The organism is Sphingomonas sp. DBB INV C78 (assembly GCF_042693015.1).
In the GTDB taxonomy this organism is placed as follows: Bacteria; Pseudomonadota; Alphaproteobacteria; order Sphingomonadales; family Sphingomonadaceae; genus Sphingomonas_E.
The window spans coordinates 3764283-3788341 of sequence record NZ_CP170544.1; the positions used below are offsets into that span (position 1 = coordinate 3764283).

Annotated in this window: 24 protein-coding genes; 17 read left to right on the plus strand and 7 right to left on the minus strand. The window is 65.7% G+C overall.

Annotation, left to right across the window (positions count from 1 at the left end):
• The first annotated feature begins 172 nt into the window (after positions 1 to 172).
• From ACFB49_RS17755 to ACFB49_RS17770, 4 genes are all read left to right on the plus strand, one after another.
• Positions 173 to 874: a DUF3313 family protein gene (locus ACFB49_RS17755; RefSeq protein ID WP_380872628.1), complete on the plus strand. Its 702-nt coding sequence runs from the start codon at positions 173 to 175 to the stop codon at positions 872 to 874.
• Positions 875 to 984: 110 nt separating this feature from the next.
• On the plus strand, positions 985 to 1422 hold the full coding sequence (locus tag ACFB49_RS17760) for a hypothetical protein (RefSeq protein WP_380872629.1): 438 nt from the start codon (positions 985 to 987) through the stop codon (positions 1420 to 1422).
• Positions 1423 to 2082 (plus strand): glutathione S-transferase family protein, encoded by a 660-nt coding sequence (locus ACFB49_RS17765; protein ID WP_380872630.1) that lies wholly within the window; start codon positions 1423 to 1425, stop codon positions 2080 to 2082.
• Positions 2083 to 2134: 52 nt separating this feature from the next.
• Positions 2135 to 2482 (plus strand): ArsC family reductase, encoded by a 348-nt coding sequence (locus tag ACFB49_RS17770; RefSeq protein WP_380872631.1) that lies wholly within the window; start codon positions 2135 to 2137, stop codon positions 2480 to 2482.
• 122 nt (positions 2483 to 2604) lie between these two features.
• On the opposite strand, the gene ACFB49_RS17775 is transcribed toward ACFB49_RS17770, so the two are convergent.
• Entirely contained in the window at positions 2605 to 2874 is a 270-nt protein-coding gene (locus ACFB49_RS17775; RefSeq protein ID WP_380872632.1) for a hypothetical protein, read from the minus strand.
• 112 nt (positions 2875 to 2986) lie between these two features.
• Here ACFB49_RS17775 and panB point away from each other — a divergent pair, with 112 nt between their 5' ends.
• The 5 genes from panB to ACFB49_RS17800 all read left to right on the plus strand — a co-directional run bounded on the left by panB (position 2987) and on the right by ACFB49_RS17800 (position 7695).
• A complete protein-coding gene (panB, locus tag ACFB49_RS17780; RefSeq protein WP_380872633.1) occupies positions 2987 to 3847 on the plus strand; it encodes a 3-methyl-2-oxobutanoate hydroxymethyltransferase in 861 nt (286 codons plus the stop codon).
• 76 nt (positions 3848 to 3923) lie between these two features.
• Positions 3924 to 4625, plus strand: a complete 702-nt coding sequence (locus ACFB49_RS17785) for a tetratricopeptide repeat protein (RefSeq protein WP_380872634.1) — start codon at positions 3924 to 3926, stop codon at positions 4623 to 4625.
• A gap of 5 nt (positions 4626 to 4630) precedes the next feature.
• Positions 4631 to 5974, plus strand: a complete 1344-nt coding sequence (locus ACFB49_RS17790; RefSeq protein WP_380872636.1) for a PQQ-binding-like beta-propeller repeat protein — start codon at positions 4631 to 4633, stop codon at positions 5972 to 5974.
• 147 nt (positions 5975 to 6121) lie between these two features.
• Complete coding sequence (der, locus tag ACFB49_RS17795) at positions 6122 to 7501, plus strand: ribosome biogenesis GTPase Der (RefSeq protein ID WP_380872637.1); 1380 nt, start codon at positions 6122 to 6124, stop codon at positions 7499 to 7501.
• Positions 7498 to 7695: a sulfurtransferase TusA family protein gene (locus tag ACFB49_RS17800; protein WP_380872638.1), complete on the plus strand. Its 198-nt coding sequence runs from the start codon at positions 7498 to 7500 to the stop codon at positions 7693 to 7695. Before der ends, ACFB49_RS17800 begins: the two co-directional genes overlap by 4 nt.
• Before the next feature lie 42 nt (positions 7696 to 7737).
• Here the strand turns inward: ACFB49_RS17800 and ACFB49_RS17805 are convergent, their stop codons facing one another.
• Positions 7738 to 8424 carry a Crp/Fnr family transcriptional regulator gene (locus ACFB49_RS17805; protein ID WP_380872639.1) on the minus strand — a complete coding sequence of 229 codons (687 nt, stop codon included), beginning with the start codon at positions 8422 to 8424 and terminating at the stop codon, positions 7738 to 7740.
• 241 nt (positions 8425 to 8665) lie between these two features.
• On the opposite strand from ACFB49_RS17805, the gene ACFB49_RS17810 reads away from it, so the two are divergent.
• Both ACFB49_RS17810 and ACFB49_RS17815 read left to right on the plus strand, forming a co-directional pair.
• The gene (locus ACFB49_RS17810; protein WP_380872640.1) at positions 8666 to 10999 is read left to right on the plus strand and encodes a putative bifunctional diguanylate cyclase/phosphodiesterase; all 2334 of its coding nucleotides are present in this window, start codon (positions 8666 to 8668) and stop codon (positions 10997 to 10999) included.
• A gap of 55 nt (positions 11000 to 11054) precedes the next feature.
• The gene (locus ACFB49_RS17815) at positions 11055 to 11927 is read left to right on the plus strand and encodes an aldose 1-epimerase family protein (protein WP_380872641.1); all 873 of its coding nucleotides are present in this window, start codon (positions 11055 to 11057) and stop codon (positions 11925 to 11927) included.
• Here the strand turns inward: ACFB49_RS17815 and ACFB49_RS17820 are convergent.
• Positions 11917 to 13191 (minus strand): MFS transporter, encoded by a 1275-nt coding sequence (locus tag ACFB49_RS17820; RefSeq protein ID WP_380872642.1) that lies wholly within the window; start codon positions 13189 to 13191, stop codon positions 11917 to 11919. The two genes, ACFB49_RS17815 and ACFB49_RS17820, sit on opposite strands and share 11 nt — an antisense overlap.
• A gap of 55 nt (positions 13192 to 13246) precedes the next feature.
• Positions 13247 to 13873, minus strand: a complete 627-nt coding sequence (locus tag ACFB49_RS17825; RefSeq protein ID WP_380872643.1) for a LysE family translocator — start codon at positions 13871 to 13873, stop codon at positions 13247 to 13249.
• 250 nt (positions 13874 to 14123) lie between these two features.
• Here ACFB49_RS17825 and ACFB49_RS17830 point away from each other — a divergent pair.
• Positions 14124 to 15253, plus strand: a protein-coding gene (locus ACFB49_RS17830; protein WP_380871376.1) for an IS3 family transposase whose coding sequence is annotated in 2 segments (ribosomal slippage) — positions 14124 to 14385 and positions 14385 to 15253 — 1131 coding nt in all. Because the reading frame shifts where the segments join, the coding sequence is not laid out codon by codon here.
• Positions 15254 to 15319: 66 nt separating this feature from the next.
• Here the strand turns inward: ACFB49_RS17830 and ACFB49_RS17835 are convergent.
• Entirely contained in the window at positions 15320 to 16195 is an 876-nt protein-coding gene (locus tag ACFB49_RS17835) for a LysR family transcriptional regulator (RefSeq protein ID WP_380872644.1), read from the minus strand.
• A gap of 220 nt (positions 16196 to 16415) precedes the next feature.
• Between ACFB49_RS17835 and ACFB49_RS17840 the strand changes: the two genes are divergently transcribed.
• The 5 genes from ACFB49_RS17840 (at position 16416) to mmsB (ending at position 22033) form a co-directional block, all read left to right on the plus strand.
• Positions 16416 to 17912 (plus strand): CoA-acylating methylmalonate-semialdehyde dehydrogenase, encoded by a 1497-nt coding sequence (locus tag ACFB49_RS17840; protein ID WP_380872645.1) that lies wholly within the window; start codon positions 16416 to 16418, stop codon positions 17910 to 17912.
• A gap of 133 nt (positions 17913 to 18045) precedes the next feature.
• On the plus strand, positions 18046 to 19188 hold the full coding sequence (locus tag ACFB49_RS17845) for an acyl-CoA dehydrogenase family protein (RefSeq protein WP_380872646.1): 1143 nt from the start codon (positions 18046 to 18048) through the stop codon (positions 19186 to 19188).
• A gap of 28 nt (positions 19189 to 19216) precedes the next feature.
• Complete coding sequence (locus tag ACFB49_RS17850) at positions 19217 to 20266, plus strand: enoyl-CoA hydratase/isomerase family protein (protein ID WP_380872647.1); 1050 nt, start codon at positions 19217 to 19219, stop codon at positions 20264 to 20266.
• Positions 20267 to 20345: 79 nt separating this feature from the next.
• Positions 20346 to 21122, plus strand: coding sequence for an enoyl-CoA hydratase-related protein (locus ACFB49_RS17855; protein ID WP_380872648.1), 777 nt, complete (start codon positions 20346 to 20348; stop codon positions 21120 to 21122).
• Positions 21123 to 21145: 23 nt separating this feature from the next.
• On the plus strand, positions 21146 to 22033 hold the full coding sequence (gene mmsB / locus ACFB49_RS17860; protein WP_380872649.1) for a 3-hydroxyisobutyrate dehydrogenase: 888 nt from the start codon (positions 21146 to 21148) through the stop codon (positions 22031 to 22033).
• Between the two features lie 13 nt (positions 22034 to 22046).
• Here the strand turns inward: mmsB and ACFB49_RS17865 are convergent, their stop codons facing one another.
• The gene (locus ACFB49_RS17865) at positions 22047 to 22592 is read right to left on the minus strand and encodes a CAP domain-containing protein (RefSeq protein WP_380872651.1); all 546 of its coding nucleotides are present in this window, start codon (positions 22590 to 22592) and stop codon (positions 22047 to 22049) included.
• Between the two features lie 121 nt (positions 22593 to 22713).
• On the minus strand, positions 22714 to 23916 hold the full coding sequence (locus ACFB49_RS17870) for a hypothetical protein (RefSeq protein ID WP_380872652.1): 1203 nt from the start codon (positions 23914 to 23916) through the stop codon (positions 22714 to 22716).
• Positions 23917 to 24059: the final 143 nt, after the last annotated feature.

Consider the following 24059-nt stretch of genomic DNA (forward strand, 5'->3'; position numbering starts at 1 on the left):
TTTGGCGCAGCAATCCAAAGATATATCTTGATAGCTCTTTGTCAAATCAACGCTTACGCCGCCGGCCCCGCCACCCCGCAATCATCCCCATGCCGCGTCGGGATTTTCCCCGATACAAAACTCAGGGCATCACGGCCTAATATCCGCGGCGAAACGAAAAAGAGGTGCTGCCATGCTGCGCGGAATCATGACCTCGATTGTCGGCCTGTCGCTGGTCGCGGCAGTGGTGCCCGCCACCATGGCGATCGCCAAGGCGCCCGACACCTGGGACAGCCTCTACAAGGTCAAATCGAAGCGGCTCGACGCCGTCTATCTGCTGCCGGGCGCGGATTTCCGCACCTACACCAAGGTGATGCTCGATCCCACCGAAGTCGCGTTCCAGAAGAACTGGCTGCGCGATTACAACAATTCCACGATCGGCGTGTCGCGGCGGATCAGCGATTCCGATGCGGAGAAGATGCTGGGTGAGGTCCGCGCGGGCTTTGAAGAAGCGTTCCGGCAGGCCCAGACGGCGAGCGGCTATCAGGTCGTCACCACGCCGGGGCCGGATGTGCTGCGCATCCGCACTGCCGTCATCAACATTTCGGTCAACGCGCCCGACGTGATGGCGCCGGGCCGGTCGCGCACCTATTCGCGCGAGGCGGGTGAGGCGACATTGGTGCTGGAGGTGCGGGATTCGCAGAGCGGCGCGATCCTGGGCCGTGCGGTCGATGCGCGCGAGATCGGCGACACCATGGCCTACATGCGCAACAGCGTCACCAACCGCAGCGATTATATGATGGCGTTCAAGCGCTGGGCGGAGATCAGCGCGAAGGGCCTTGACGAACTCAAGGCGCTTTCACCCATCAACACGAACGCGCAGCCGGCGAAGTAATTCGCTCGCGCGTCCCCCGGGCGGCGTGTGGGGCGCCGTCCGGGCCACGGATTGTATTTCCGCAACATAAAGCGCAGGCTCCCCGTCCTCGACAGAAGATGGAGAGGGGCATGGCAGGATTTGACCAAGGCAAACCGCCCGTCTGGTTCTGGGCCGTCGTCGTGTGTGCGTTGCTGTGGAACCTGATGGGATGCCTATCCTATCTGCGCGAAGTGACGATGACGGCGGCCGATCTCGCCAAGCTGCCCGTCGCCCAGCAGGAATTGTGGAAATCCATGCCCGGCTGGCTGTTCGGCATCTTCGCGATCGCCGTGTGGGTGGGGCTGCTCGGGTCGATCATGCTCGCGCTCCGCAAGCGCATCGCGCGGCCGCTCTACATCGTCTCGCTGGTCGCGGCGGTGGCGCAGTTCGCGTGGATCTTCACGATGATGCCGATGTTTGAGACGGTCGGGCCGTCGGGCGCGATCTTCCCCGCGATCATCATCCTGATCGGCATCTTCCTCGTCTGGTTCGCAGGGTTGGCGATCCGGCGCGGCTGGGTGCGCTGAATGCTGACGCTCCATTATCACCCCTTCTCATCCTACTGCCAGAAGGTGCTGATCGCGCTTTACGAGCGGGACTTGGCCTTCACGCCCAATCTGGTCGATTTCGGCAATCCCGATCACGCCGCCGCGCTGGAGGCGCTGTGGCCGATGATGCATTTCCCGGTGGTGACGGATGACGCAACCGGCAGGACCATCCCCGAATCCTCGATCATCATCGAATATTGCGACCAGCATTTCCCCGGCGCCGCGCCGTTGATTCCGGCAGATCGCGATGCGGCGCTGGAAGTGCGGCTGATGGATCGCGTGTTCGACGATTTCATCCAGACGCCGATGCAGCGCCTGGTCAACGAACGGATGCGGCCCGACGACGAGAAGGACGCGCGCAACGATGCCGAGGCGCGCGCGCTGCTGTCGAAGACCTATCATCTGCTGGAGGAGCGGTTGGCCGGGCGGACATGGGCGGCAGGCGACGCCTTCACGCTGGCCGATTGCGCGGCGGCGCCGGGCCTGTTCTACGCCAATTGGGTGCACCCCTTCCGCGGGCAATATCCCGTGCTCACGGCCTATTTCGATCGGCTGCTTGCCCGGCCGAGCTTTGCCCGCGCGGTGGAGGAAGCCCGGCCTTACCGGTCATTCTTCCCCGGCGGCGCGCCCGAGGCTTGACCGCTTAGGCCCCCATGCGCCAGTTCCCCGGCATCATTTGCGGAGGACGGACGTGGCGGTCACCATCTACGGCATCAAGAATTGCGACACGATGAAAAAGGCGCGCGACTGGCTCGCCGCGAACAATGTCACCGCAGACTTCCACGACTATAAGGTCGCCGGCATCGACCGCGCGACGCTGGCAGGCTGGGTCAAGGAACTTGGCTGGGAAGTCCTGCTCAACCGCGCCGGCACCACCTTTCGCAAGCTGCCCGACGCCGATCGCGAAGGGATCGACGCGGACAAGGCGATCGCGCTGATGCTGGCCCAGCCGTCGATGATCAAGCGCCCGGTGCTGGACAAGGATGGCGCGCTGACCGTGGGCTTCAAGCCGGAGCGGTATCAGGCAGTGTTCGAGTAAAAAACGTCACCCCGCCGTCACCCTGAACTTGTTTCAGGGTCCATGTGGGCGCTTGCCGCTGGCGGGACGCATGGATGCTGAAACAAGTTCAGCATGACGAATATGGGTCCGCGTGCGACAGCTCAATCGCCGCCATTCTCGTAGCGTTCCCGATCCTGGCGCGCCTGCCGCCGTGCTTCCTTCTCGGCCTTCTTCCGTTCCTTCGCCTCGCGCTCCTCCTGCTTGCGGATTTCCCGGCCGCGGTTGCGATCGGCTTCTTCCTGGCTGGTGGTCATGGCGTCGACACCAGCGCCTACCGCCTTCACCGGCAGCGTGACGATGTCGACAGCGGTGCGGGCGATGCAGCCGCTCAGCAGCAAGGCGGCGGGAATGATTAGGATGATGGCGCGCATTTTGTTCGAACCCGTTTTTCTGTGGCCGCACGCCTAGCCGCCAAAGCATGAACCGCCAATGGCCGGCGCGCCGATTTGACCGGGTGGTGCGGCCGGGTCTACCACCGCGCCCATGTCCACCACCTATCAACTCGATACCTCCACCAGCCGCGCCCATCCGACGCCGGCGCCGATGAAGCGGATGACGGTGCCGCAGATCCAGGCGCGCAAGGGCAAGGAGCCGATCGTCATGCTGACCGCCTACACGGCGCGCATGGCGCAGCTGCTCGACAGCCATTGCGATATGCTGCTGGTCGGCGACAGCCTGGGCCAGGTGATCTACGGCCTGCCCTCCACGCTTCCCGTCACGCTCGACATGATGTGCGCGCATGGCGCCGCCGTGGTCCGCGGCTCCTATCATTCGGTGGTCGTCGTCGACATGCCGTTCGGCACCTACGAGGAAAGCCCCGAACAGGCGTTCCGCGCCGCATCACGGGTGATGGCGGAAACCGGCGCGGCCGCGGTGAAGCTGGAAGGCGGCGAGGCGATGGCCCCCACCGTCCACTTCCTGCAGGCGCGCGGCATTCCCGTCGTCGGCCATATCGGCCTCACCCCGCAGGCGGTGAATGCGCTGGGCGGTTATGGCGCGCGCGGCCGCACCAATGCCGAACATGCCAAGATCATCGCCGATGCCCGCGCGATCGCCGATGCCGGCGCCTTCGCCATTGTCGTCGAAGGCGTGGTCGAGCCGCTGGCCGTGGCGGTGACGGCGGAAGTGTCCTGCCCCACCATCGGCATCGGCGCATCGGCACAATGCGACGGCCAGGTGCTGGTGATCGACGACATGCTCGGCATGTTCGAACGCACCGCCCGCTTCGTGAAGCGCTATGACGATCTCGCCACGCGGATAGGTGCGGCAGCCGCCACTTATGCCGGCGAAGTGCGGGCGCGATCCTTCCCCACCGCGGACCAAACTTACCAGCCAAAGGCTTGAACACAGCTTTCGTTAAGCTGGACTCGTCGCTAAGGAAGACGGCTCGCGATTTGGCGCGATATTTGGAGAGACTTGCTTGGCCCTGACGCCCCAGAGTGGAGACGCCTTCTTCCGCGAGGTGGATGAAGAACTGCGTCGCGAACAAATCGGATCGTTCTGGCGGCGTTATGGCCGCTTCGTGGCGATCGCGGTTCTCCTGGGTCTCGCCGCTTTCGGTGGCTGGCTCTACTGGCAGCATCGCCAGAAGGTCGCGGCCGATGCCGCCAGCGAACAGATGACTCAGGCGCTGATGAAGATCGGCGACGGGCAGTTCGCGGCCGCCACGCCCTCGCTTGATAAGCTCAAGGCCGAAGGCAATCCCGGCTATCGTGGCGCCGCGGCGCTGACGGAGGCCGGCATCGCGATGGAACGCGGCGACACCGCCGGGGCCGTCGCCGCCTACAAGGCCGTCACCGCCGACAAGAATGCGCCGCAGGCGTTTCGCGATCTCGCACTCGTCCGCATGACGGCGGCGCAGTTCGATACGCTGCCGCCGGCACAAATCATCGAACAGCTGAAGCCGCTGGCCATCGCTGGCAGCCCCTGGTTCGGCAGCGCCGGTGAAATGACCGCGATCGCTTATGTGAAGATGGGCAAGCCGGAACTGGCCGGGCCGCTGTTTGCAGCGATCGCGAAGGAAGAAGGCGCGCCGGCGTCGATCCGCGAGCGTGCGGGCCGCCTGGCGATGACATTGGGTGTGGATGCGGCCGTGGCGAAACCGGGCCCGGCAAAGGAATGACCAGCATGAAGCGTATCCTGATCGCGGGCGTCGTCCTCGCATGCCTGAGCGGCTGCGGCATGTTCAAGGAAAGCAAGCCCAAGTCGAAGCTGCTGGGCGAACGCACGCCCGTGCTCACCTTCGAAACCGGCGCGGAGGTCGATCCGTCGCTTGCCGACATGCCGGTCGAACTTCCCGGCGCGACCATCAACACGGAATGGACGCAGTCCGGCGGCAATGCCTCCAAGACGCTCGGCCATCTCGCGCTCGGCCAGAATCTCGCGCCGGCATGGAAGAAGCAGATCGACGGCAGTTCCAAGCGGGCACGCCTTGCCGCTTCGCCGGTGGTGGCGGATGGCAAGCTGTTCGTGATGGACATCGTCGGCCGCGTCCACGCGCTCGATGCCGCCAATGGCAGCGAACAGTGGGTCCGTGCGATCGAGTCCGCCAAGACGACCGACGGCAAGGAACAGAAGGAATCGCAGTCGAGCCGCGTCATCTTCGGCGGCGGCGTCAGCTATGAAGGCGGCAAGCTCTACGCGACCACCGGCCTTGGCGACGTCGCGCAGCTCGATGCCGCCACCGGCAATATTGCCTGGACGGTGCGTCCCGGCGGCCCGCTGCGCGGCGCACCGACCGTGGCCAACGGCCATGTCTATGTCATGAGCCAGGACAATCAGCTCTTCGCGCTCAAGGCCGAAGACGGTTCGGTTGTGTGGAACGAGGCGGGCACCCTGGAACTGGCCGGCGTGTTCGGCGTCGCGGCGCCGGCTGCGGCTGCCGGCACGGTCGTCGCCGGTTTCTCCTCGGGCGAGCTCAATGCCTATCGCTACGAAAATGGCCGTGGCGTCTGGCAGGACGCGCTGTCGCGCACGAGCATCTCGACCGCGGTGGCCAGTCTGTCGGACATCGACGCCGATCCCGTGATCGATCAGGGCCGTGTCTATGCCGTCGGCCAGGGCGGCCGCATGGTCGCGATGGAGCTCAACACCGGCCAGCGCCTGTGGGAACTCAGCATCGCCGGCATCTCGACGCCTTGGGTGGCGGGAGAGTGGATCTTCGTCGTCACCGATGATGCCCGGCTGCTCTGTATCGCGCGCTCCAGCGGCAAGGTTCGCTGGATCACCCAGCTCGATCGCTGGAAGGATGCCAAGGACAAGAAGGGCCCGATCAGCTGGACCGGCCCCGTGCTCGGCGGCGACCGTCTGATCCTGGCGAGCACCGAAGGCCGACTGATCAACGTCAACGCCACCACGGGCGACGTGCTTTCCACCGGCAAGGCAGGCGGCCCCGTCTTCCTTCCGCCGATCATCGCGAACGAGACGCTCTACATCCTCGCCGAAGACGGCACGATCACCGCCTGGCGGTAAACTAACTTGCGTCACCCCAGCGAAAGCTGGGGTCTCGTGCGGCTATGGACTTACAAATGCCGCACCAGATGCCAGCCTTCGCTGGCATGACGAGTTGGGTTGCATATAAGAGTCCCGTCCGCGGCCGATTCCCGTTAAGGGGGCGCAATGTCCAAGCTCCCCGTGGTCGCGATCGTCGGCCGGCCGAATGTCGGCAAATCCACTCTGTTCAATCGCCTCGTCGGCAAGAAGCTGGCGCTGGTCGATGATCGTCCCGGCGTGACGCGCGATCGGCGCGAGGGCGACGCGACCCTGCTCGGCCTTGAATTCCGCATCGTCGATACCGCCGGTTTCGAGGATGAGGATCCCAACACGCTCCCCGGCCGGATGCGGCAGCAGACGCAGGCCGCGGTCAACACCGCCGATGTCGCGCTGTTCCTGATCGACGCCCGCGCGGGCGTGACCCCGCTCGATGAAGAGATCGCGCGCTGGCTGCGCGGCGGCGATACTCCCGTCATCATCCTGGCCAACAAGGCCGAGGGCAAGGCCGGCGACAGCGGCGTGCTCGAATCCTTCGCCTTGGGGTTCGGCGATCCGGTGCCGTTCAGCGCCGAGCATGGCGAGGGCCTCGCCGATCTGTTCGAGGCGCTCCTTCCCCATATCGAGCGCGACCAAGACGAATATGAAGAGGAGGAGCCCGAGGAGGACGAGGAAGGGCGGCCGACCGGCCCCTTGAAGCTCGCCATCGTCGGGCGGCCGAACGCCGGCAAGTCGACACTGATCAACAAGATGCTCGGCGAGGAGCGGATGATCACCGGCCCGGAAGCCGGCATCACCCGCGATTCGATCGCGATCGAGTGGGAATGGACCGACAAGGACGGCAATGTCCGCCCGGTCCGCCTGATCGACACCGCCGGGCTGCGCAAGAAGGCGAAGATCCAGGACAAGCTGGAAAAGCTGTCCGTGGCGGACGCGCTCCACGCCGTCGATTTCGCCGAGGTCGTCGTGCTGCTGCTCGATGCGACGCTCGGGCTGGAGGCGCAGGATCTGCGCATTGCCGACAAGGTGCTGCAGGAAGGCCGCGCGCTCATCATCGCGCTCAACAAATGGGACGTCGCCGAAAATCCGCCGTCGCTGTTCCAGGGCGTGCGCGGCGCGCTCGATGAAGGGCTGGCGCAGGTCAAGGGTCTGCCGCTCCTCACCGTGTCGGCGGCGACCGGCCGCGGCATCGATCAGTTGCTCGAAGCCGCCTTCGAATCGCGCGATGCCTGGTCGAAGCGCATCTCGACCGGCCAGCTCAACCGCTGGTTCGAAAAAGCGATCGAGAAGAACCCGCCCCCTGCCCCCGGCGGCCGCCGGATCAAGCTGCGCTATCTCACCCAGGCCAAGACCCGCCCGCCCGGCTTCATCCTGTTCGGTACGCGCGTCGACGAATTGCCCGAAAGCTATCGCCGCTATCTCGTCAACGGCATCCGCCGTGATCTCGGCTTCGGTGCGGTGCCGGTCCGCCTGACGATGCGCGCGCCGAAAAATCCCTTCGATCCGTGACCGAAACATTCGTCGACGCACGCGGGATGCGCTGCCCCTGGCCGGCGCTTCGCGTCGCCCGGGCGATGCGCGACGGGGATGCCGTCCGCATCCTCGCCGACGATCCCGCCGCACCCAGGGAAATCGGCGCCCTGGCGGCCCAGCATGGCTGGCGCGTCGCCGAAGAGGGCGAGGCCCTGATCGTCACCCGCTAACCCGGCCTGGACCGGGATGACGGTTATTTGGTAATGGGAACGTCAATCCCCCGCTTCGGCGATCTGGGCGAGATAGGCCTCGTCGACGATGCGCACGCGGCCGCCGGAAAGCTCGATCACGCCGGCTTCGGCCCAGGCCGCGAGCTGGCGGTTGATATTCTCCCGGCTCATGCCGACGAAATTGCCCAGCTCGCCCTGGCTGAGATCGCCTTCGAGGCGATGGCCGTCGGTATTCTTCTCGGTCAGCCGCTTGAGGAAACGAGCGAGCCGCGGCCCCGCTCCGAACGCACGATCGGATTCGATCGTCGTATCGGTATCGCGCAGCCGCCGCGCCATATCGCGCAACATGCGCAGCGCGACCTTGGGGTGATTTTCGACCAGCCGCTCGAACGCCGCGCGACCGATGCGGAGATAGCGGCCGGCATAGCGCGCGGTGGCGGACGCGGTGCGCGGCAAGCCATCGAGCAAGGCGATCTCGCCCAGCACGGCGCCGCGTTCGGCATAATCGAGCACGATTTCCTGGCCGTTGGGTGCGATCATCGCGACGCGGGCGATGCCGGCGAGGATGACGACGGCGCTTTCGCCTTCATCACCCTGGCGCAATATCGCTTCGCCCACCTTCATATTGTGGACGCTGGAGGCCGAGAGCAAATCGGCAAGCTCGTCCAACGAGCACGCCGCCAGCACCGAATTGGGCGGCAGCATCGCGGCGAGTTCCTGGGCATTCATCTGCAAGGGCCTTCATATCGCCGGCCGGTGCGGACAAATCGGTAAACGGTGCCGCGCCGCCAATACGCTACCCGGTGGCGCGGCGAATCACCCATTAGTTCCGTTAACCATTCGGCACTGTGATCGCCGACACAGCATAGCCGAAACTGCATGACAACAAGGGGATAAAACTTCTGCGCGATTAACGATCGGCAAAGCATGTCCGCCTACATTGGCGGTACATTGTGTCGACGGGTGAGCCATGCGCCACGCTTTGCTGAAAGTTCCTTCCCTAGACCTGGCCGAAACGCCGCCACCAATCGACCATCACGGGCCGTCCCGCGGGCGAATCGCGGGCGATGTGGCGGAGGAGCAGCGGACCGAAGCCCTGTGGCGCGCCGCCCCCTGGATGGCGGGCCTCAGCGTCACCTGCGCGCTGGTCGTGCTCTGGGGCCTCAGCGGATCGGTGACGATGATCGCGCTCACCGCCTGGGCCGCACTGATCGTCGCTGCCAATTTCGTTATCGTCCGCGCGCGCAAGCGGGCGGCAGGCTACGGCCCGGACGAGCTGCTGCGATCGCCTTACTGGACGGTGTTCGAAGCCGCGATCCATGCCGGCTTGTGGTCCGCCTTGCCGCTGTTCGCCTTTGCCGGGCAGCCGCCGCACACACAGATGATGTTGGCGGGCGCGATGGCGACGATGATGGCGGGCGCCTTCCTGCTGGTGCTGGTGCCTGTCGCCGCCGCCATCTGGGTTCTGGTGCTCGCCGCCGCCATGCTGTGGGGCCTGCACGGCGCCGGCGACATGGCCGTTGGAACAGCTTTGGTGCTGATCACGGGCTATGTCGCAGTCGTATTGACCGGCTGCCTGACGATCGAGCGACTGCTGTCCCGCTACATCCACCTCGCCGCCGACGAGAGCACGCGCCGCGAATCGATCTCGCTGCTGTTGAAGGAATATGAGGATCAGGGCGCCGGCTGGCTGTGGCAGATCGATGCCTCCAACCAGATCACCTATGTTTCGCAGCGCATCTCCAGCCTGCTCGGCCGATCGACATCGCAACTGATGGGCCAGTCGCTGCCGGTGATCCTGGGCTGTGACGCACGCCTGGGCGGGGCACTGGTGGCGCGGCAGGCCTTTTCCGGCATCCAGATGGATGTCGACACGTTGGGCGGCACGCGATCCATCACGCTTTCGGGCAGCCCGATCTTCGATACCGACGGCAGCTTCGAGGGGTTCCGCGGCGTCGGCAGCGACATCACCGATATCCGCCGCAGCCAGGAACGGCTGACCCATATGGCGCGGATCGATGTGCTGACCGGCCTTCCGAACCGCCAGCACATGCACGAGCTGTTCAGCGAGGCGGTCGCCAGGGCCAAGGCCAGCAACCAGCCCTGCGCGCTGATGTTCCTCGATCTCGACGGCTTCAAGCCGGTTAATGACAGCTTCGGCCATTCGCTGGGGGACGAGGTGCTGCGCACCGTGGCCCAGCGGCTTGCCGCGGAAGTCGGTCCTCGCGGCCGGATCGGCCGTGTCGGCGGTGACGAGTTCGCGCTGCTCCTGACGGACGGCCAGAGCCGCCAGGTCGTCGAGGAAATGGGTCTGAAGCTGATCCGCGCCGTGGCGGAGCCGCTGATCCTGCCATCGGCCGAGATCCGCATCGGCATGTCGATCGGATCGGCAATCGCGCCGATCGATGGCGAAGCGGTGGACGATCTGCTGCTCAAGGCCGACCTTGCGCTCTACGAAGCCAAGTCGCGCGGCCGCGGCACCTTCGTCCATTTCGAGCAGCGCCTGCAGCAGGACGCCGAGGATCGCATCCGGCTGGAACATGATCTGCGCCAGGCGCTGAAGCGCAACGAGTTGGAGGTCCATTACCAGCCGGTCGTTTCCGCTGACACGCAGGCAGTGCTGGGCTTCGAGGCGCTGCTGCGCTGGCGCCACCCGCAGCGCGGCATGATCTCGCCGGCCACCTTCATCCCGATCGCCGAGGAGACCGGGCTGATCGGCGAAATCGGCGAATGGACGCTGCGCCAGGCTTGCAAGCATGCCGCGCAATGGCCGTCGCATATCCATGTCGCAGTGAATGTCAGCCCCCGCCAGCTGATCCAGGCGGGGTTGCCCAATGCGGTGAGCGACGCGCTTGCCAATGCGCGGCTCCAGCCCTCGCGGCTCGAACTTGAAGTCACCGAAAGCGTGTTCCTGAGCGACACCGACGGCTCGCTCGATACCTTGCGGCGCGTGCGTTCGATCGGCGTGGGGATCGCGCTCGACGATTTCGGCACCGGCTATTCGTCGCTCGGCTATCTCAACAAGACGATCTTCCACGCGCTCAAGATCGACGGTTCCTTCGTGCGCGACGCGGGCAAGCGCAGCGAGACGGTGGCGATCATCAATGCGATCGTGACCTTGGCCAACAGCTTCCGCATGACGATCACCGCCGAGGGCGTCGAGACAGTCGCCGATTTCGAGCGGATGCGCGCGCTCGGCTGCAATCGCATCCAGGGCTACCTGTTCGGCAAGCCGGTGCCGTTCGACGAGACGCTGGCGATCGTCGGCCAGCGCTTCGATTATGGCGAACGCTCGGCCGGCTGAACCCGGCGGCATGGCCGGCCGTTGACCCCATCCAATACGGATGGGATGCAAGGGCATGAGCGACGATTCGGTTACGATCTCAGCCGATGGCCTGACCGCGCGGATCGCGGCACTGGGCGCAGAGCTGCAATCCTTTGTCGACGCGCAAGGCCACGAACTGATGTGGGACGGCGACCCCGCTTATTGGACGGGGCGCGCGCCAATCCTGTTCCCGATCGTCGGCACGCTGGCAGATGACAGCTATCGGCTGAACCGCCGCACCTATCATCTGCCGCGCCATGGTTTCGCGCGGCGGCGGATATTCGATCTGGTCGAGCGGAATGAGGCGCATGTGCGCTTCCGCCTGTCGGCTGACGCAGAAACGCTGATCGTCTATCCTTTCGCCTTCCAGCTCGACATAGCCTTCACCATCGCCGGCGGCGCGCTGGAAATGGCGGCCACCGTCCGCAACACGGACGAGCGGCCATTACCCGCCAGCTTCGGCTTCCACCCCGCCCTCCGTTGGCCGCTACCCGACGCTGGGGCGCGGGCTGATCATGTGCTGGTGTTCGAAAAGGAGGAATCCTTGCCGGTGCGGCGGGTGGATGCCCAGGGCCTGCTCCATCCCAAGGCCCACCGGAACCCGGTTGCGCTCGACACATTGGCGCTCGACGACAGCTTGTTCGCGGATGACGCGCTGATCTTCGAGAAACTGGCGAGCCGATCGCTCCGCTACGGCGTGCCGGGCGGGCGGATGCTGGAGATCGGCTTCCCCGACATGCCCTCGCTCGGCCTCTGGACCAAGCCGGGCGCGGGCTATCTCTGCATCGAACCCTGGCAGGGCCATGCCGATCCGGCGGGCTTTGCCGGCACGTTGCGCGACAAGCCGGGCGTGGTGGAAATCGAGCCGGGCGAGGAGCGGCGGTTTGTGATGACGGTCAGGCCGTAGCTTCGGCCGGATGGCGTTGCACGTCGCGCGCAATTGCCAGCGCGCCGAAGGCGGCGAGCACGCCGATCGCGCCGGCAATCATGAAGGCGGAAGTGTAGCTCCCGGTGGCGTCGCGCAGCAGGCCGGCACCGAGTGCCGCGGTCGCCGCGCCGATCTGGTGGCCGGCGGCGACCCAGCCGAACACGATCGGCGCATCGCGATCGCCGAAATGCTGGCCGGCAAGCTTCACCGTCGGCGGCACGGTCGCGATCCAGTCGAGCCCGTAGAACACCGCGAACACCGAAAGTGCGACGATGTCGAAACCGGTGAAGGGCAGCGCGACCAGCGACAGGCCGCGGATAGCGTAATAGACGAACAGGAGCTTGCGCGGATCATAGCGATCGGTGAGCCAGCCCGACGCGGTGGTGCCGATCAGGTCGAATATACCCATCACCGCGAGCAGGCCGGCCGCCTGCACCGCGCCCATGCCGTTATCGCCGCAATAAGCGATCAAATGCGCGCCGACGAGACCGTTGGTGGTGAGCCCGCAGACGAAGAAGGTGCCGAACAGCAGCCAGAAGACCGGGGTGCGCGCGGCCTTGAACAGCACGCGAAACGCAAGCGCGACGCTTTCCTTGGGATGCGTGGGCGGTTCGGGCGGGCGAGCTTCCTTGGCGCCATAAGGGAGCAGGCCGGCATCGGCCGGACGCTCCGGCAGCAGCAGCATCACGAGCGGGATCAGCAACGCCGCGACAATGGCGACGGCCATCGCCACGGGACGCCAGCCGCCGCCATGTTCCGAAAGCCAGGCAAGCACGGGCAGGAACAGCAAAGATCCGGTCGCCGTGCTGGCGCTGAAGATCCCCATCACGAGCCCGCGATGCTTGTCGAACCAGCGGTTCGCCACTGTCGCGCCGAGCACCAGCGCCACCGCGCCACTGCCGAGGCCGGAGAGCAGCCCCCAGGTCAGCACATAATGCCAGGGCTCGGTCATGAAGAGGCTGAGGCCCGTGGAAGCTGCCATCAGCGCGAGCCCGCCGATCAGCGTCTTGCGGATACCCAGCGTCTGCATCAGCGCGGCCGCGAAGGGGCCGACCATGCCGTAGAGGAAGATGCCGAAGGCGGCCGCCGCGGAAACCGTGGCCCGATCCCAGCCGAACGCCGATTGCAGCGGCGTCATCATCACGCCCGGCGCCGAGCGCAACCCCGCCGCCGCGAGCAGCGACAGGAAGGTCACGCCCACGACGATCCAGGCGTAGTTGCGGCCGAACGGGCGGGCTCTCATGCGCTGCGGCCTAGCGGAGGTACGATCCGCAGAGAATTATCCTTGGGTATGAAGCTCAGGGCCGGCTGCCCAGCAGCGCCAGCCCGAAGCCGATGAAGATGCCGCCGGTCAGCTTGTTGAAGGCGCGGCCGAGGCCGGGACGGACGAGTAAGCGCGCGAGCTTCTGGCCGCCCAGCGCATAGACGGCATACCAGAACATCTCGGCCGCGGCGAAGGTAGCGACGAGGATCGCGAACTGCGGCGCTTCCGGTGCGGCGCGGTTGATGAACTGCGGCAGGAAGGCGGCGATGAAGATCAGCGCCTTGGGGTTGCTGATGCTGATCAGGAAGCCGCCACGGAACAGCTGCGCGGCCGAAAGCCCTGCCGTCAACGTGTCGCGGCCGACATCGATCGGCGCTTCCCGGTCGCGCCACGCCTTGATCCCTAGCCAGATCAGATAAGCGACGCCGGCATAACGCAGCGCATCGAACAAGCGGGGCGAAGCAATCAACAGCGCAGCGAGCCCGGCCGCAGACGCGATCAGCAGCGTGATGAGGCCGGAAAGGCACCCCGCCATCGCGATCAGGCTGCGCTTCAGGCCGAAACGCACGCTGCGCGTCATCACATGCAGCATGTTGGGGCCGGGCGTACCGCACAGCAGGAACACCGCGACAAAGAACAGCCACCAGGTGTGAAGCGTCATCGCGGTTCTTTCGCTCTTGGTCGAAGGGCGGCTCCCATAACGGCAGGAGAGGGGTGGGGCAAATAAGGGATATTCCCCAACCTTCATCCCATTCCCCGTCATGCCAGCGGAGGCTGACATCCATGGCTCTCTCCACGAAAGCTGGCTCATGCCGGAAAGAGTCATTGACCCTGACGTCCTCCCTGTTTTTTCATCCATGCTGAGTGAGAGTTTTCCGGCCCTTTGACGCCCACGAGCAAGGAGCTGGGACATGAAGAAGACGCGCTATACCGAAGAGCAGATCGCGTTCGCGCTGAAGCAGGCGGAGACTGGCACGCCGGTGGCCGAGGTCATTCGGCGGATGGGCGTTTCAGAGCAGACCTTCTATCGCTGGAAGAAGGTGTATGGCGGGCTCGGTGTGGGCGAGCTGCGGCGGGTGAAGCAGCTCGAGGACGAGAACCGCAAGCTCAAGCAGCTGGTCGCCGACCTCAGTCTCGACAAGCACATCCTGCAGGATGTCCTGGCAAAAAAGCTCTGACGCCTGGGCGACGGCGCGAGATCGTCGCGCACGTCCAGGCGTCCCATGGTGTCAGTGAGCGGCGTAGCTGCCTCGCGCTCGGCGTCGACCGTTCGTCGGTGCGCTACGTGTCGCACAAGCCGGATCAGGCGCCGCTGCGGCTGCGCATCCACGATCTGGCGGCGACACGGGTACGCTACGGCTATTTCCGAATCTACATCCTGCTGCGCCGCGAAGGATGGCTCGTGAATCACAAGCGGGTCTACCGGCTTTACAGGGAGGATGGATTGAGCCTTCGGCTCAGGCGCCCCCGCCGCAACGTCAGCGCCGCAAACCGCCAGCGGCAGCCTGCGGCGTCGGCGCCGAACGAGATGTGGTCGATGGACTTCGTCTCGGACGCGCTGTTCGACGGGCGGAGGTTGCGGGCACTGACGGTGGTCGATGCGTTCACGCGTGAGGCGCTGGCGATCGACGTCGACCAGGGCATAAAGGGTGAGCAGGTGGTGGCCGCGATGGCGCGGATCGCTTCGGTGCGTGGTGCGCCGAAGACCATTCGGGTGGACAATGGGCCGGAGTTCATCTCAAAGGCGCTCGACCGCTGGGCCTATGAGAATGGCGTGACTCTCGACTTCTCGCGGCCGGGCAAGCCGACCGACAACGCCTTCGTCGAGAGCTTCAATGGCCGCCTGCGCGACGAGTGCCTGAACAGCCACTGGTTCCTGTCGCTGGCGGATGCGCGGGCCAAGATCGAGGCCTGGCGACGGGACTATAATGAGAGCCGCCCTCACACGGCTCTTGGCTGGCTCACGCCAGCCGAATATGCTGCATCCGCCGGGGTTAACCCCGGCGGATGCAAGCCGGAAGCTCGCATCACGCCCGGATGAGAAACCGGGGGACCGTCAACCCCAGCCCTCGCTCGGGCGACGACTGGAGGAGATTTTGGGGTCTCCCTAACCCAACCCCGCCACGCACGCTTTCAGCCATTCCGCCACCGCCTCGATCCGGGCAAGGCGGCGGACGTCGCTGTGGGTGACGAGCCAGAAGCTGCGGCGGATGATCGCGGTGTTCGTCAGCAGCGGCATCAGCGCGGGATCGCGGCCGGCGATGAAATCGGGGAGCACGCCGATGCCCGCGCCCGCCGCGACCATGCGGTGCTGGACATTGATGCTGGTCGAGCGCAGCCGCGCCTCCAGCCCCATGCCCACCTCGCCCAGATAATCCAGTTCGGGCGCATAGATGAATTCGGGGACATAGCCGATCAGGCTGTGCGCCTGGAGATCATCCACCGATGCCGGCGCGCGATGATCGGCGAGATAGGCGCGCGAGGCGTAGAGACCGAGGCGGTAACCGCCGAGCTTGACCGCGACCAGCCGCCCGGTGCGCGGGCGGGCGAGCATGACCGCCATGTCCGCCTCCCGCTTCGACGGATTGAGGAAGCCCGAGGCAGTGACGAGGTCGACGCGGATATCGGGATTGGCGCGGTGGAAGGCGGGGAGCGCGGGGGCCAGCACCCAGCTTGCAAAGCCCTCTGCAACGCTGAGCCGCACATGGCCGGAAAGGCTGCGCGCATCGCCCGCCACTTCGCCGACGGCGGCGAGTGCAGCGCTTTCAATCGTCTCGGCATGAGCGAACAGGGTTTCGCCGCGCGGGGTGAGCTGGCGTTCGCCACCGATCGTTTCGAACAGCGGATCGCCGAGGCTGGCGGAGAGTCGCGTCAGCCGACGGCCGATCGTGGTGGCATCGATCGCCAGCGTCCGTGCCGCCGGTGCCACCTTTCGCGCGCGGGCGACAGCGAGGAAGATGCGCAGGTCGTCCCAATCGAACATGGCGTTCCCCGTTCTTCCTTATTCAACGTTGATGCCGAGCGAAGTCGAGGGACCGCCTCACGCACCACCACAACGTGTCTCGACTTCGCTCGACACGAACGGAGAAGGATATTCTCCACCTGCAAAAATGCAGTTCACCCCTGCACTCTTGCGGCCTTGCATGCAATTCCCCGATGGTAGAGGGAAGCGCGCGAAGGACTTTTTGAGAGGAAGGCCAGCCATGCGTATCGTCGAGAATTTCATCGCCGGCGCGTCCGCCGCGGGCGGCAGCCGCCAGAGCGACGTGTTCGACCCCAATTCGGGCCAGGTGCAGGCGAAGGTCTCGCTGGGCGGGGCGGCCGAACTGCAGAAGGCGGTCGATGCCGCGCTTGCTGCGCAGCCGGGCTGGGCCGCGACCAACCCGCAGCGCCGGGCCCGCGTGATGTTCAATTTCAAGACGCTCGTCGAGAAGAATATGGACGAGCTCGCCCACCTGCTCTCGTCCGAACATGGCAAGGTCGTCGCCGACGCCAAGGGCGACATCCAGCGCGGGCTGGAGGTGATCGAATTCTGCTGCGGCATCCCGCACGTGCTGAAGGGCGAATATACGCAGGGCGCCGGCCCCGGTATCGACGTCTATTCGATGCGCCAGCCGCTCGGCATCGGCGCCGGCATCACCCCGTTCAACTTCCCCGGCATGATCCCGCTGTGGATGTCGGGCGTCGCCATCGCGACCGGCAACGCCTTCATCCTGAAGCCGTCGGAGCGCGACCCCTCCGTGCCGGTGCGCCTCGCCGAGCTGTTCAAGGAAGCGGGCCTGCCCGACGGCATCCTCAGCGTCGTCCAGGGCGACAAGGAAATGGTCGACGCGATCCTCGACCATCCCGATATCGCCGCCGTCAGCTTCGTCGGTTCGTCGGACATCGCCCATTATGTGTATCAGCGCGGTGTCGCCGCCGGTAAGCGTGTCCAGGCGATGGGCGGCGCCAAGAACCACGGCATCGTCATGCCCGACGCCGATCTCGACCAGGTGGTCAACGATCTCGCGGGCGCGGCCTTCGGTTCGGCAGGAGAGCGCTGCATGGCGCTCCCCGTGGTCGTGCCGGTCGGCGCGGACACCGCCGAACGCCTGAAGGCCAAGCTGATCCCGGCGATCGAAGGCCTGCGCGTCGGCGTCTCGACCGATCCGGATGCGCATTACGGCCCGGTCGTCACCGCCGCGCACAAGGCGAAGATCGAAAATTACATCCAGATGGGTGTCGACGAAGGCGCCGAACTGGTGGTCGATGGCCGCGGCTTCACCCTGCAGGGTCACGAGAATGGCTTCTTCGTCGGGCCGACCCTGTTCGACCATGTGAAGACCGGGATGCGCACTTATCAGGAGGAGATTTTCGGTCCCGTCCTCCAGATCGTCCGCGCCGCGGATTTCGAGGAGGCGCTGGCACTGCCGTCGAAGCACCAATATGGCAACGGCGTCGCCATCTTCACCCGCAACGGTCATGCGGCGCGCGAATTCGCCAGCCGCGTCAATGTCGGCATGGTCGGCATCAACGTGCCGATCCCGGTGCCGGTGGCCTATCACACCTTCGGCGGCTGGAAGCGCTCCGCCTTCGGCGACACCAACCAGCACGGCATGGAAGGCGTGAAGTTCTGGACCAAGGTCAAGACCGTCACCGCCCGCTGGCCCGACGGCGGCGCCGATGGATCGAGCGCATTCATCATCCCGACCATGGGGTGACCTCATTTGCTCCTCTCCCCCTTGCGGGAGAGGTTGGGTGAGGGTCTTCTTCCTGCGCTGCGTCCTGCTGCGCCTGTCGTGCCCTCACCCCAGCCCTCTCCCGCAAGCGGGAGAGGGAGTATAGGGAGACCCCATGACCCAATTCGATCTCACCGAAGACCAGCGCGCCATCCAGGAGATGGCCCAGAAGTTCACCGCCGATGCGATCACCCCCTTCGCCGCGAAGTGGGATGAGGAGCATCATTTCCCGCGCGACGTGGTGAAGGCCGCGGCCGAGCTCGGCTTCGGGGCGATCTACGTCTCTGAGGAAGCGGGCGGCATCGGCCTCGGCCGGCTGGAGGCCGCCTTGATCATGGAGGCGATGGCCTATGGCTGTCCCTCCACCTCCGCCTTCATCTCGATCCATAATATGGGCGCGTGGATGATCGACCGCTTCGGATCCGATGCGGTGAAGGCCAAATATCTCCCCAGCCTCGTTCCCTGCGACAAGATCGCGAGCTATTGCCTGACCGAGCCGGGATCGGGCTCCGACGCTGCCGCGCTCAAGACCAAGGCGGTCAAGGACGGCGACCATTATATCGTGACCGGATCGAAGGCGTTCATCTCCGGCGGCGGCGAGAACGACATCTATGTCACAATGGTCCGCACCGGCGAGGATGGACCGAAGGGCATCTCCTGCCTTGTCATCGACAAGGATATGCCGGGCGTCAGCTTCGGCGCGCAGGAAAAGAAGCTCGGCTGGCGGTCGCAGCCGACCGCCCAGGTCAATTTCGATGGCGTCCGCGTGCCGGCCGAAAATCTCGTCGGCAAGGAAGGCGAAGGCTTCAAGATCGCGATGTCGGGCCTCGACGGCGGCCGACTGAACATCGGCGCCTGTTCGCTGGGCGGGGCGCAGCGCTGCCTGGACGAGGCGCTACGCTACACCGGCGAGCGCCGCCAATTCGGCCAGCGCATCCTCGATTTCCAGAACACGCAATTCACGCTGGCCGACATGGAAACCGAGCTGCAGGCGGCGCGGATGCTGCTCTATGCCGCGGCGGTGAAGGTGACCGAAGGCGCGCACGACCGCACCAAGTTCGCGGCGATGGCGAAGCGGCTGGCGACGGACACCGGGTCGACCGTGGTCGATCGAGCGCTCCAGCTGCATGGCGGCTATGGCTATCTGCAGGACTATCCGGTCGAGCGCTTCTTCCGCGACCTGCGCGTCCACCGCATCCTGGAAGGCACCAACGAGATCATGCGCGTCATCATCGCGCGCGAGATGACGCGGCAGTAATCCGGGTCACCATAACAGGGGCGAGTGCATGACGGACGAGGTTCTTTTCGCGGTCGAAGGCCAGGTCGGCCGCATCCGGCTCAACCGGCCCAAGGCGATCCACGCGCTAACGCATCCGATGTGCGACGCGATGATCGAGAAACTAATCGCATGGCGCGCCGATCCCGACATCCGGCTGGTGATGATCGACCATGCCGAAGGCCGCGGCTTCTGTGCGGGCGGCGACATCCGCATGATCGCCGAAAGCGGCGCGCAGGACGGGGTTGCCGCGCGGGCCTTCTTCCACGCCGAATATCAGTTGAACCACCTGCTGTTCACTTATTCCAAGCCGGTGATCGCCTTCATGGACGGCGTCACCATGGGCGGCGGTGTCGGCATCTCGCAGCCGGCGAAATATCGCATCGCGACCGACCGGACGATGTATGCCATGCCCGAAAGCGGCATCGGCCTGTTCCCCGATGTCGGCGGCGGCTGGTATCTTTCCCGCCTGCCCGGCCGCGCCGGCCAATTCCTGGCGCTGACCGGCGCCCGGCTCGACGGGGCGGAGTGCGTCGCCCTCGGGCTTTCGACCCATTATGTGCCCGCGGAGAAGCTCGACGCGCTGAAGGCGGCGCTCATCGCCGATCCCGAGAATGTGGACGCGGTGCTGACCGCCTCGGCCGAAACCCCGCCGCCGGCGCGGATCGAGGGCAATCGCGAGAAGATCGACCGGCTGTTCGGGCCGGACACGCTGGAAGAGGTAGTCGCGGCGCTCAAGGCCGATGGCGGCGAATGGGCGCAAAAGGAGCTGGCGACGCTCGCCACAAAATCGCCGACGACCTGCAAGGTCTCGCTCCGTTTGCTGGCGCAGGCCCACGATCATGTGGATTTCGCAGAAGAGATGCGCGTCGAATATCGCGTCGCTTCGCACATCTGCCAGCGGCATGACTTCATCGAAGGCGTCCGCGCGCTGATCATCGACAAGGACAATGCGCCCAAATGGGACCCGGCGACGCCGGAAGGCGTGAGCGATCATGTGATCGACCAGATCTTCGCGCCGCTCGACGCCGATCAGGAATGGACGCCGGTTAGACTGTAGCCGTCATCCCAGCGAAGGCTGGGATCTCGTGACGCATGAGATGCCAGCCTGCGCTGGCATGACGAAAAGGGAGAATGAGATGGCCGAATATGAAACTCTGCTGGTCGAGACGCACGGCGCGGTGACGCTGATCCGGTTGAACCGGCCGCAGGCGCTGAACGCGCTCAATGGGCAGGTGCTGACCGATCTGATCGCCGCCTTCGGTGCCTTCGACGCCGATCCGTCGCAGCGCTGCGCAGTGCTGACCGGCAGCGAGAAGGCATTCGCCGCGGGCGCCGACATCAAGGAGATGCAGCCCAAGGGCTTTGCCGCCATGTATTCGGAGAATTTCTTCGCCGGCTTCGAGCGGGTGACGGCGACGCGCAAGCCCTGGATCGCGGCGGTGGCGGGCTTCGCGCTCGGCGGCGGTTGCGAGCTGGCGATGATGGCGGACTTCATCCTTGCCGCCGACACCGCCAAGTTCGGCCAGCCGGAGATCAAGCTCGGCGTGGCGCCGGGCATGGGCGGATCGCAGCGGCTGACCCGCGCGGTCGGCAAGGCCAAGGCGATGGAAATGTGCCTGACCGGCCGGATGATGGACGCGGCCGAAGCCGAACGCGCAAGCCTGGTCGCCCGCGTCGTCCCCGCCGCCGACCTGGTGGACGAGGCGATGAAGAGCGCGCAGGCGATCGCGGCGATGCCGCCGCTTGCCGCCATCGCCAACAAGGAAATGGTCAACGCCGCGTTCGAGACGGGCCTGGCGCAGGGCATCCTGTTCGAACGCCGCTTGTTCAACGGCCTGTGCGCGACCGACGACAAGGCCGAGGGCATGACTGCCTTCGTGGAGAAGCGTCCGGGTAACTGGACGGGCAAGTAAGCCCGATTGATGGAGAGGTTGTAATGGCACGTATCGGTTTCATCGGGCTCGGCAATATGGGCGGCGGGATGGCCGCGAATCTCGCCAAGGCGGGCCATGACGTGCGCGCCTTCGATCTTTCGCCGGACGCGTTGGATCGCGCGAAGGCCGCGGGCTGCCTGCCCGTCACTTCGGCGGCCGAGGCGGTGACGGATGCCGAGTTCGTCGTCACCATGCTGCCCGCCGGCAAACATGTCCGCGCGGTTTATGAGAATGAGGTATTCGCCGCCGCGCCCGGCACGGCGCTGCTGCTCGATTGCTCCACCATCGACGTCGCATCCGCCAAGGCCGTGGGTGCTGCGGCCCAGGCCAAGGGGCTGGCGATGGTCGACGCTCCCGTCTCGGGCGGGATCGCCGCGGCCGCGGGCGGCACGCTGACCTTCATGGTCGGCGGATCGGCCGATCATTTCGCCCGTGCCGAACCGATCCTCGACAAGATGGGCAAGGCGGTGATCCATGCCGGTCCGCTCGGCGCCGGCCAGGCTGCCAAGATCTGCAACAACATGCTGCTAGGCGCGACGATGGTCGCGACCTGCGAGGCATTCGTGATGGCGCAGAAGCTGGGGCTCGATCCGCAGACCTTCTTCGACATCTCGTCCAAGGCGAGCGGGCAGAGCTGGTCAATGACGAGCTATTGCCCGGTCCCCGGCGTCGGCCCACAGACGCCCGCCGATAATGGCTATCAGGGCGGCTTCGCCTCGGCGCTGATGTTGAAGGATCTGAAGCTCGCGATCGAAGCCGCGCAGGGTGTAGACGCCAGCGTGCCGATGGGCGCTGCGGCGGGCGCGCTCTATCAGGCGTTCGTCAATGGCGGCGGCGCGGGCCTGGACTTTTCTGGTATCATCAAGCTGCTGAACGGCGAGTCAGCCTGAACCTGCCTCTCAATCACCGCGCCGGATCGGGCGCCTTGCCGAACCACACCACGGCATAGCGCCCGTTCACCGCGATCCCCATCGCCTGCCAGTTCGATCCCTGCCAGCGACCATCCTCCAGGATCACAGCGTCGTGTGCGGAGCTGCTGCGCCATAGATCGAAGGCCATGTCGGCATCGATGCCGCCCGAATAACGCGCCGCGATCTCGAACCCTTGTGCCGTGTAACGGCCACGGGTGATTTCGCGCGGCTTGCTCCACATCTGCGCGGCGCGGGCGTGATCGGCGGTGTAGCAGACCGGCGTCGCCCCCGAGGCGCCAGACCAGCTGTGCATGTTGCAGCGCCGGCCCGCAGCGTCGGTTGCGGCGTCGGGATTGTTGTTTTCGAGATCGCGCGCATGCGCGGCTGCGACCTGGGTCAGCGATCGCGACAGCGGCACCGGCGGTAGGCCATGATATTCGCGATAATCATTGACGAGATCGGCGATGCGATCGACCTCGCTTGCCGTCGACCAATGCCCTGCCCCCGCGAGCAGCAGCGCAGCCGTCATCACCAGCATGTATTCCCCCGTGCGACCTTTTTTGTTCTGGTAGGGGAATGAGCCTTAAAGCCGGCTTTCAGCCAAGCCCGGGCGGACTCGGTTCGCCGCAAATGTTACAGCAACGAACCGAGATTTCTGGTCAGAAGGGCAGGCCAAGCCCGAACGGGTTGAGTTTCTTCTTCTTGGGCGTCTTGCCAGCGGGCGCGCCATCACTGCCGCCATCCATGCCCGACATGCCATTTTCGCCGAGCAGCACGGTGGACGAGGTCTTGTAGCGGAGCTTGACATTCCAGGCCGGTTTCCAGGTGGCCGGCGCCCCCGCGGGCTTGGGCTCGGCAACATTGGTCTCGTCGCCAAAGGCGGTCATCATCAGGATCGCCGATTGCATCGTCCCCGTCACCGCGGCGGGCACCGTGCAGGTGGTGGCGGTGGGCGGCAGCATCGCCTTCAGCCCCACCAGCCGCGTCACTTCCGCCGGCGCCATCCACTGCGGCAGCGCGAAGCCCGCCATCGGGATCTGGCTCGACGTCCAGATCACCGTGGTGCCGTCCTTGTCCTGCCCCATGACCGAGATGAAATAGCCCTTGGCCCGCGCGATCGACGGCCAGCTCAGCGCCGTCGCGCCATTGCCGCCGCGCTGCTGGCTGATCTTGAGTGGTGCCAGGAAATCCTGCGTCTGCGCGAGGTTGAAGCGGATGTCCGGCGAATAGGTCGCCTGGATCAGATGATCGCCGACCAGCGAGCTGTCGCCTTTCAGCGCGCGGCTGTTCTTCGCATTGGGCCATTCGCCATAGCTGGTGAAACGCTGCGCCGTCAGTTCCTGCATGGCGCGGGCGTCGACGCCCTTCAATGCGGCGAAGGACTGGGGCGATCGGGAATCGAGGATGCGCGGCTGGCCGGCACCGGGCGGATCGCCGCAACCCCAATAGAGCTTGAGCTTGGCGTGCTGGCCATCGTTCATCGGATTATTGTCCGGCGTCCATTCGCGCCGTTCGACCGGCTTCTCCACGCGATAATCGAGAGGCAGGCTCTTGCCGGCGTTGAGCACCGACGGCACGAAATGCTGGCCCTCCGCTACGCCCTCGGGCTTGCGCCCCGATCCGAGCTGGAGCGCGAGGCTGTGGCCGACATTGCCGCCCTTCATGCCCCCGCCGAACGCCATCGCCATGCCCGCGGCCATGCCGCCGCCATTGGCCATCGCGGCCATGCCGGACTGGGTTTCGACACTCATCCAATAGGTCGCCGGCTGCGGCGCGGGTGCCGCCGCCTGAGTGACAGCGGCAGAACCGCCGGCGACAATCGCGACGGACGCGCCGACGAGCGAGATGCGAACAGGATTCATGGATAACTCCGCGACAGAGATGCGCCACCAGATTTGCCGGCCGCCTGCCATGTTACGGCAGCGACCGGCACGGAGTTGCGTTGTGCGTGCAGAGACGGGCGACAAAGTTTCGGCTGCGCGACGAAAATGTCGCCTGGTGCGAT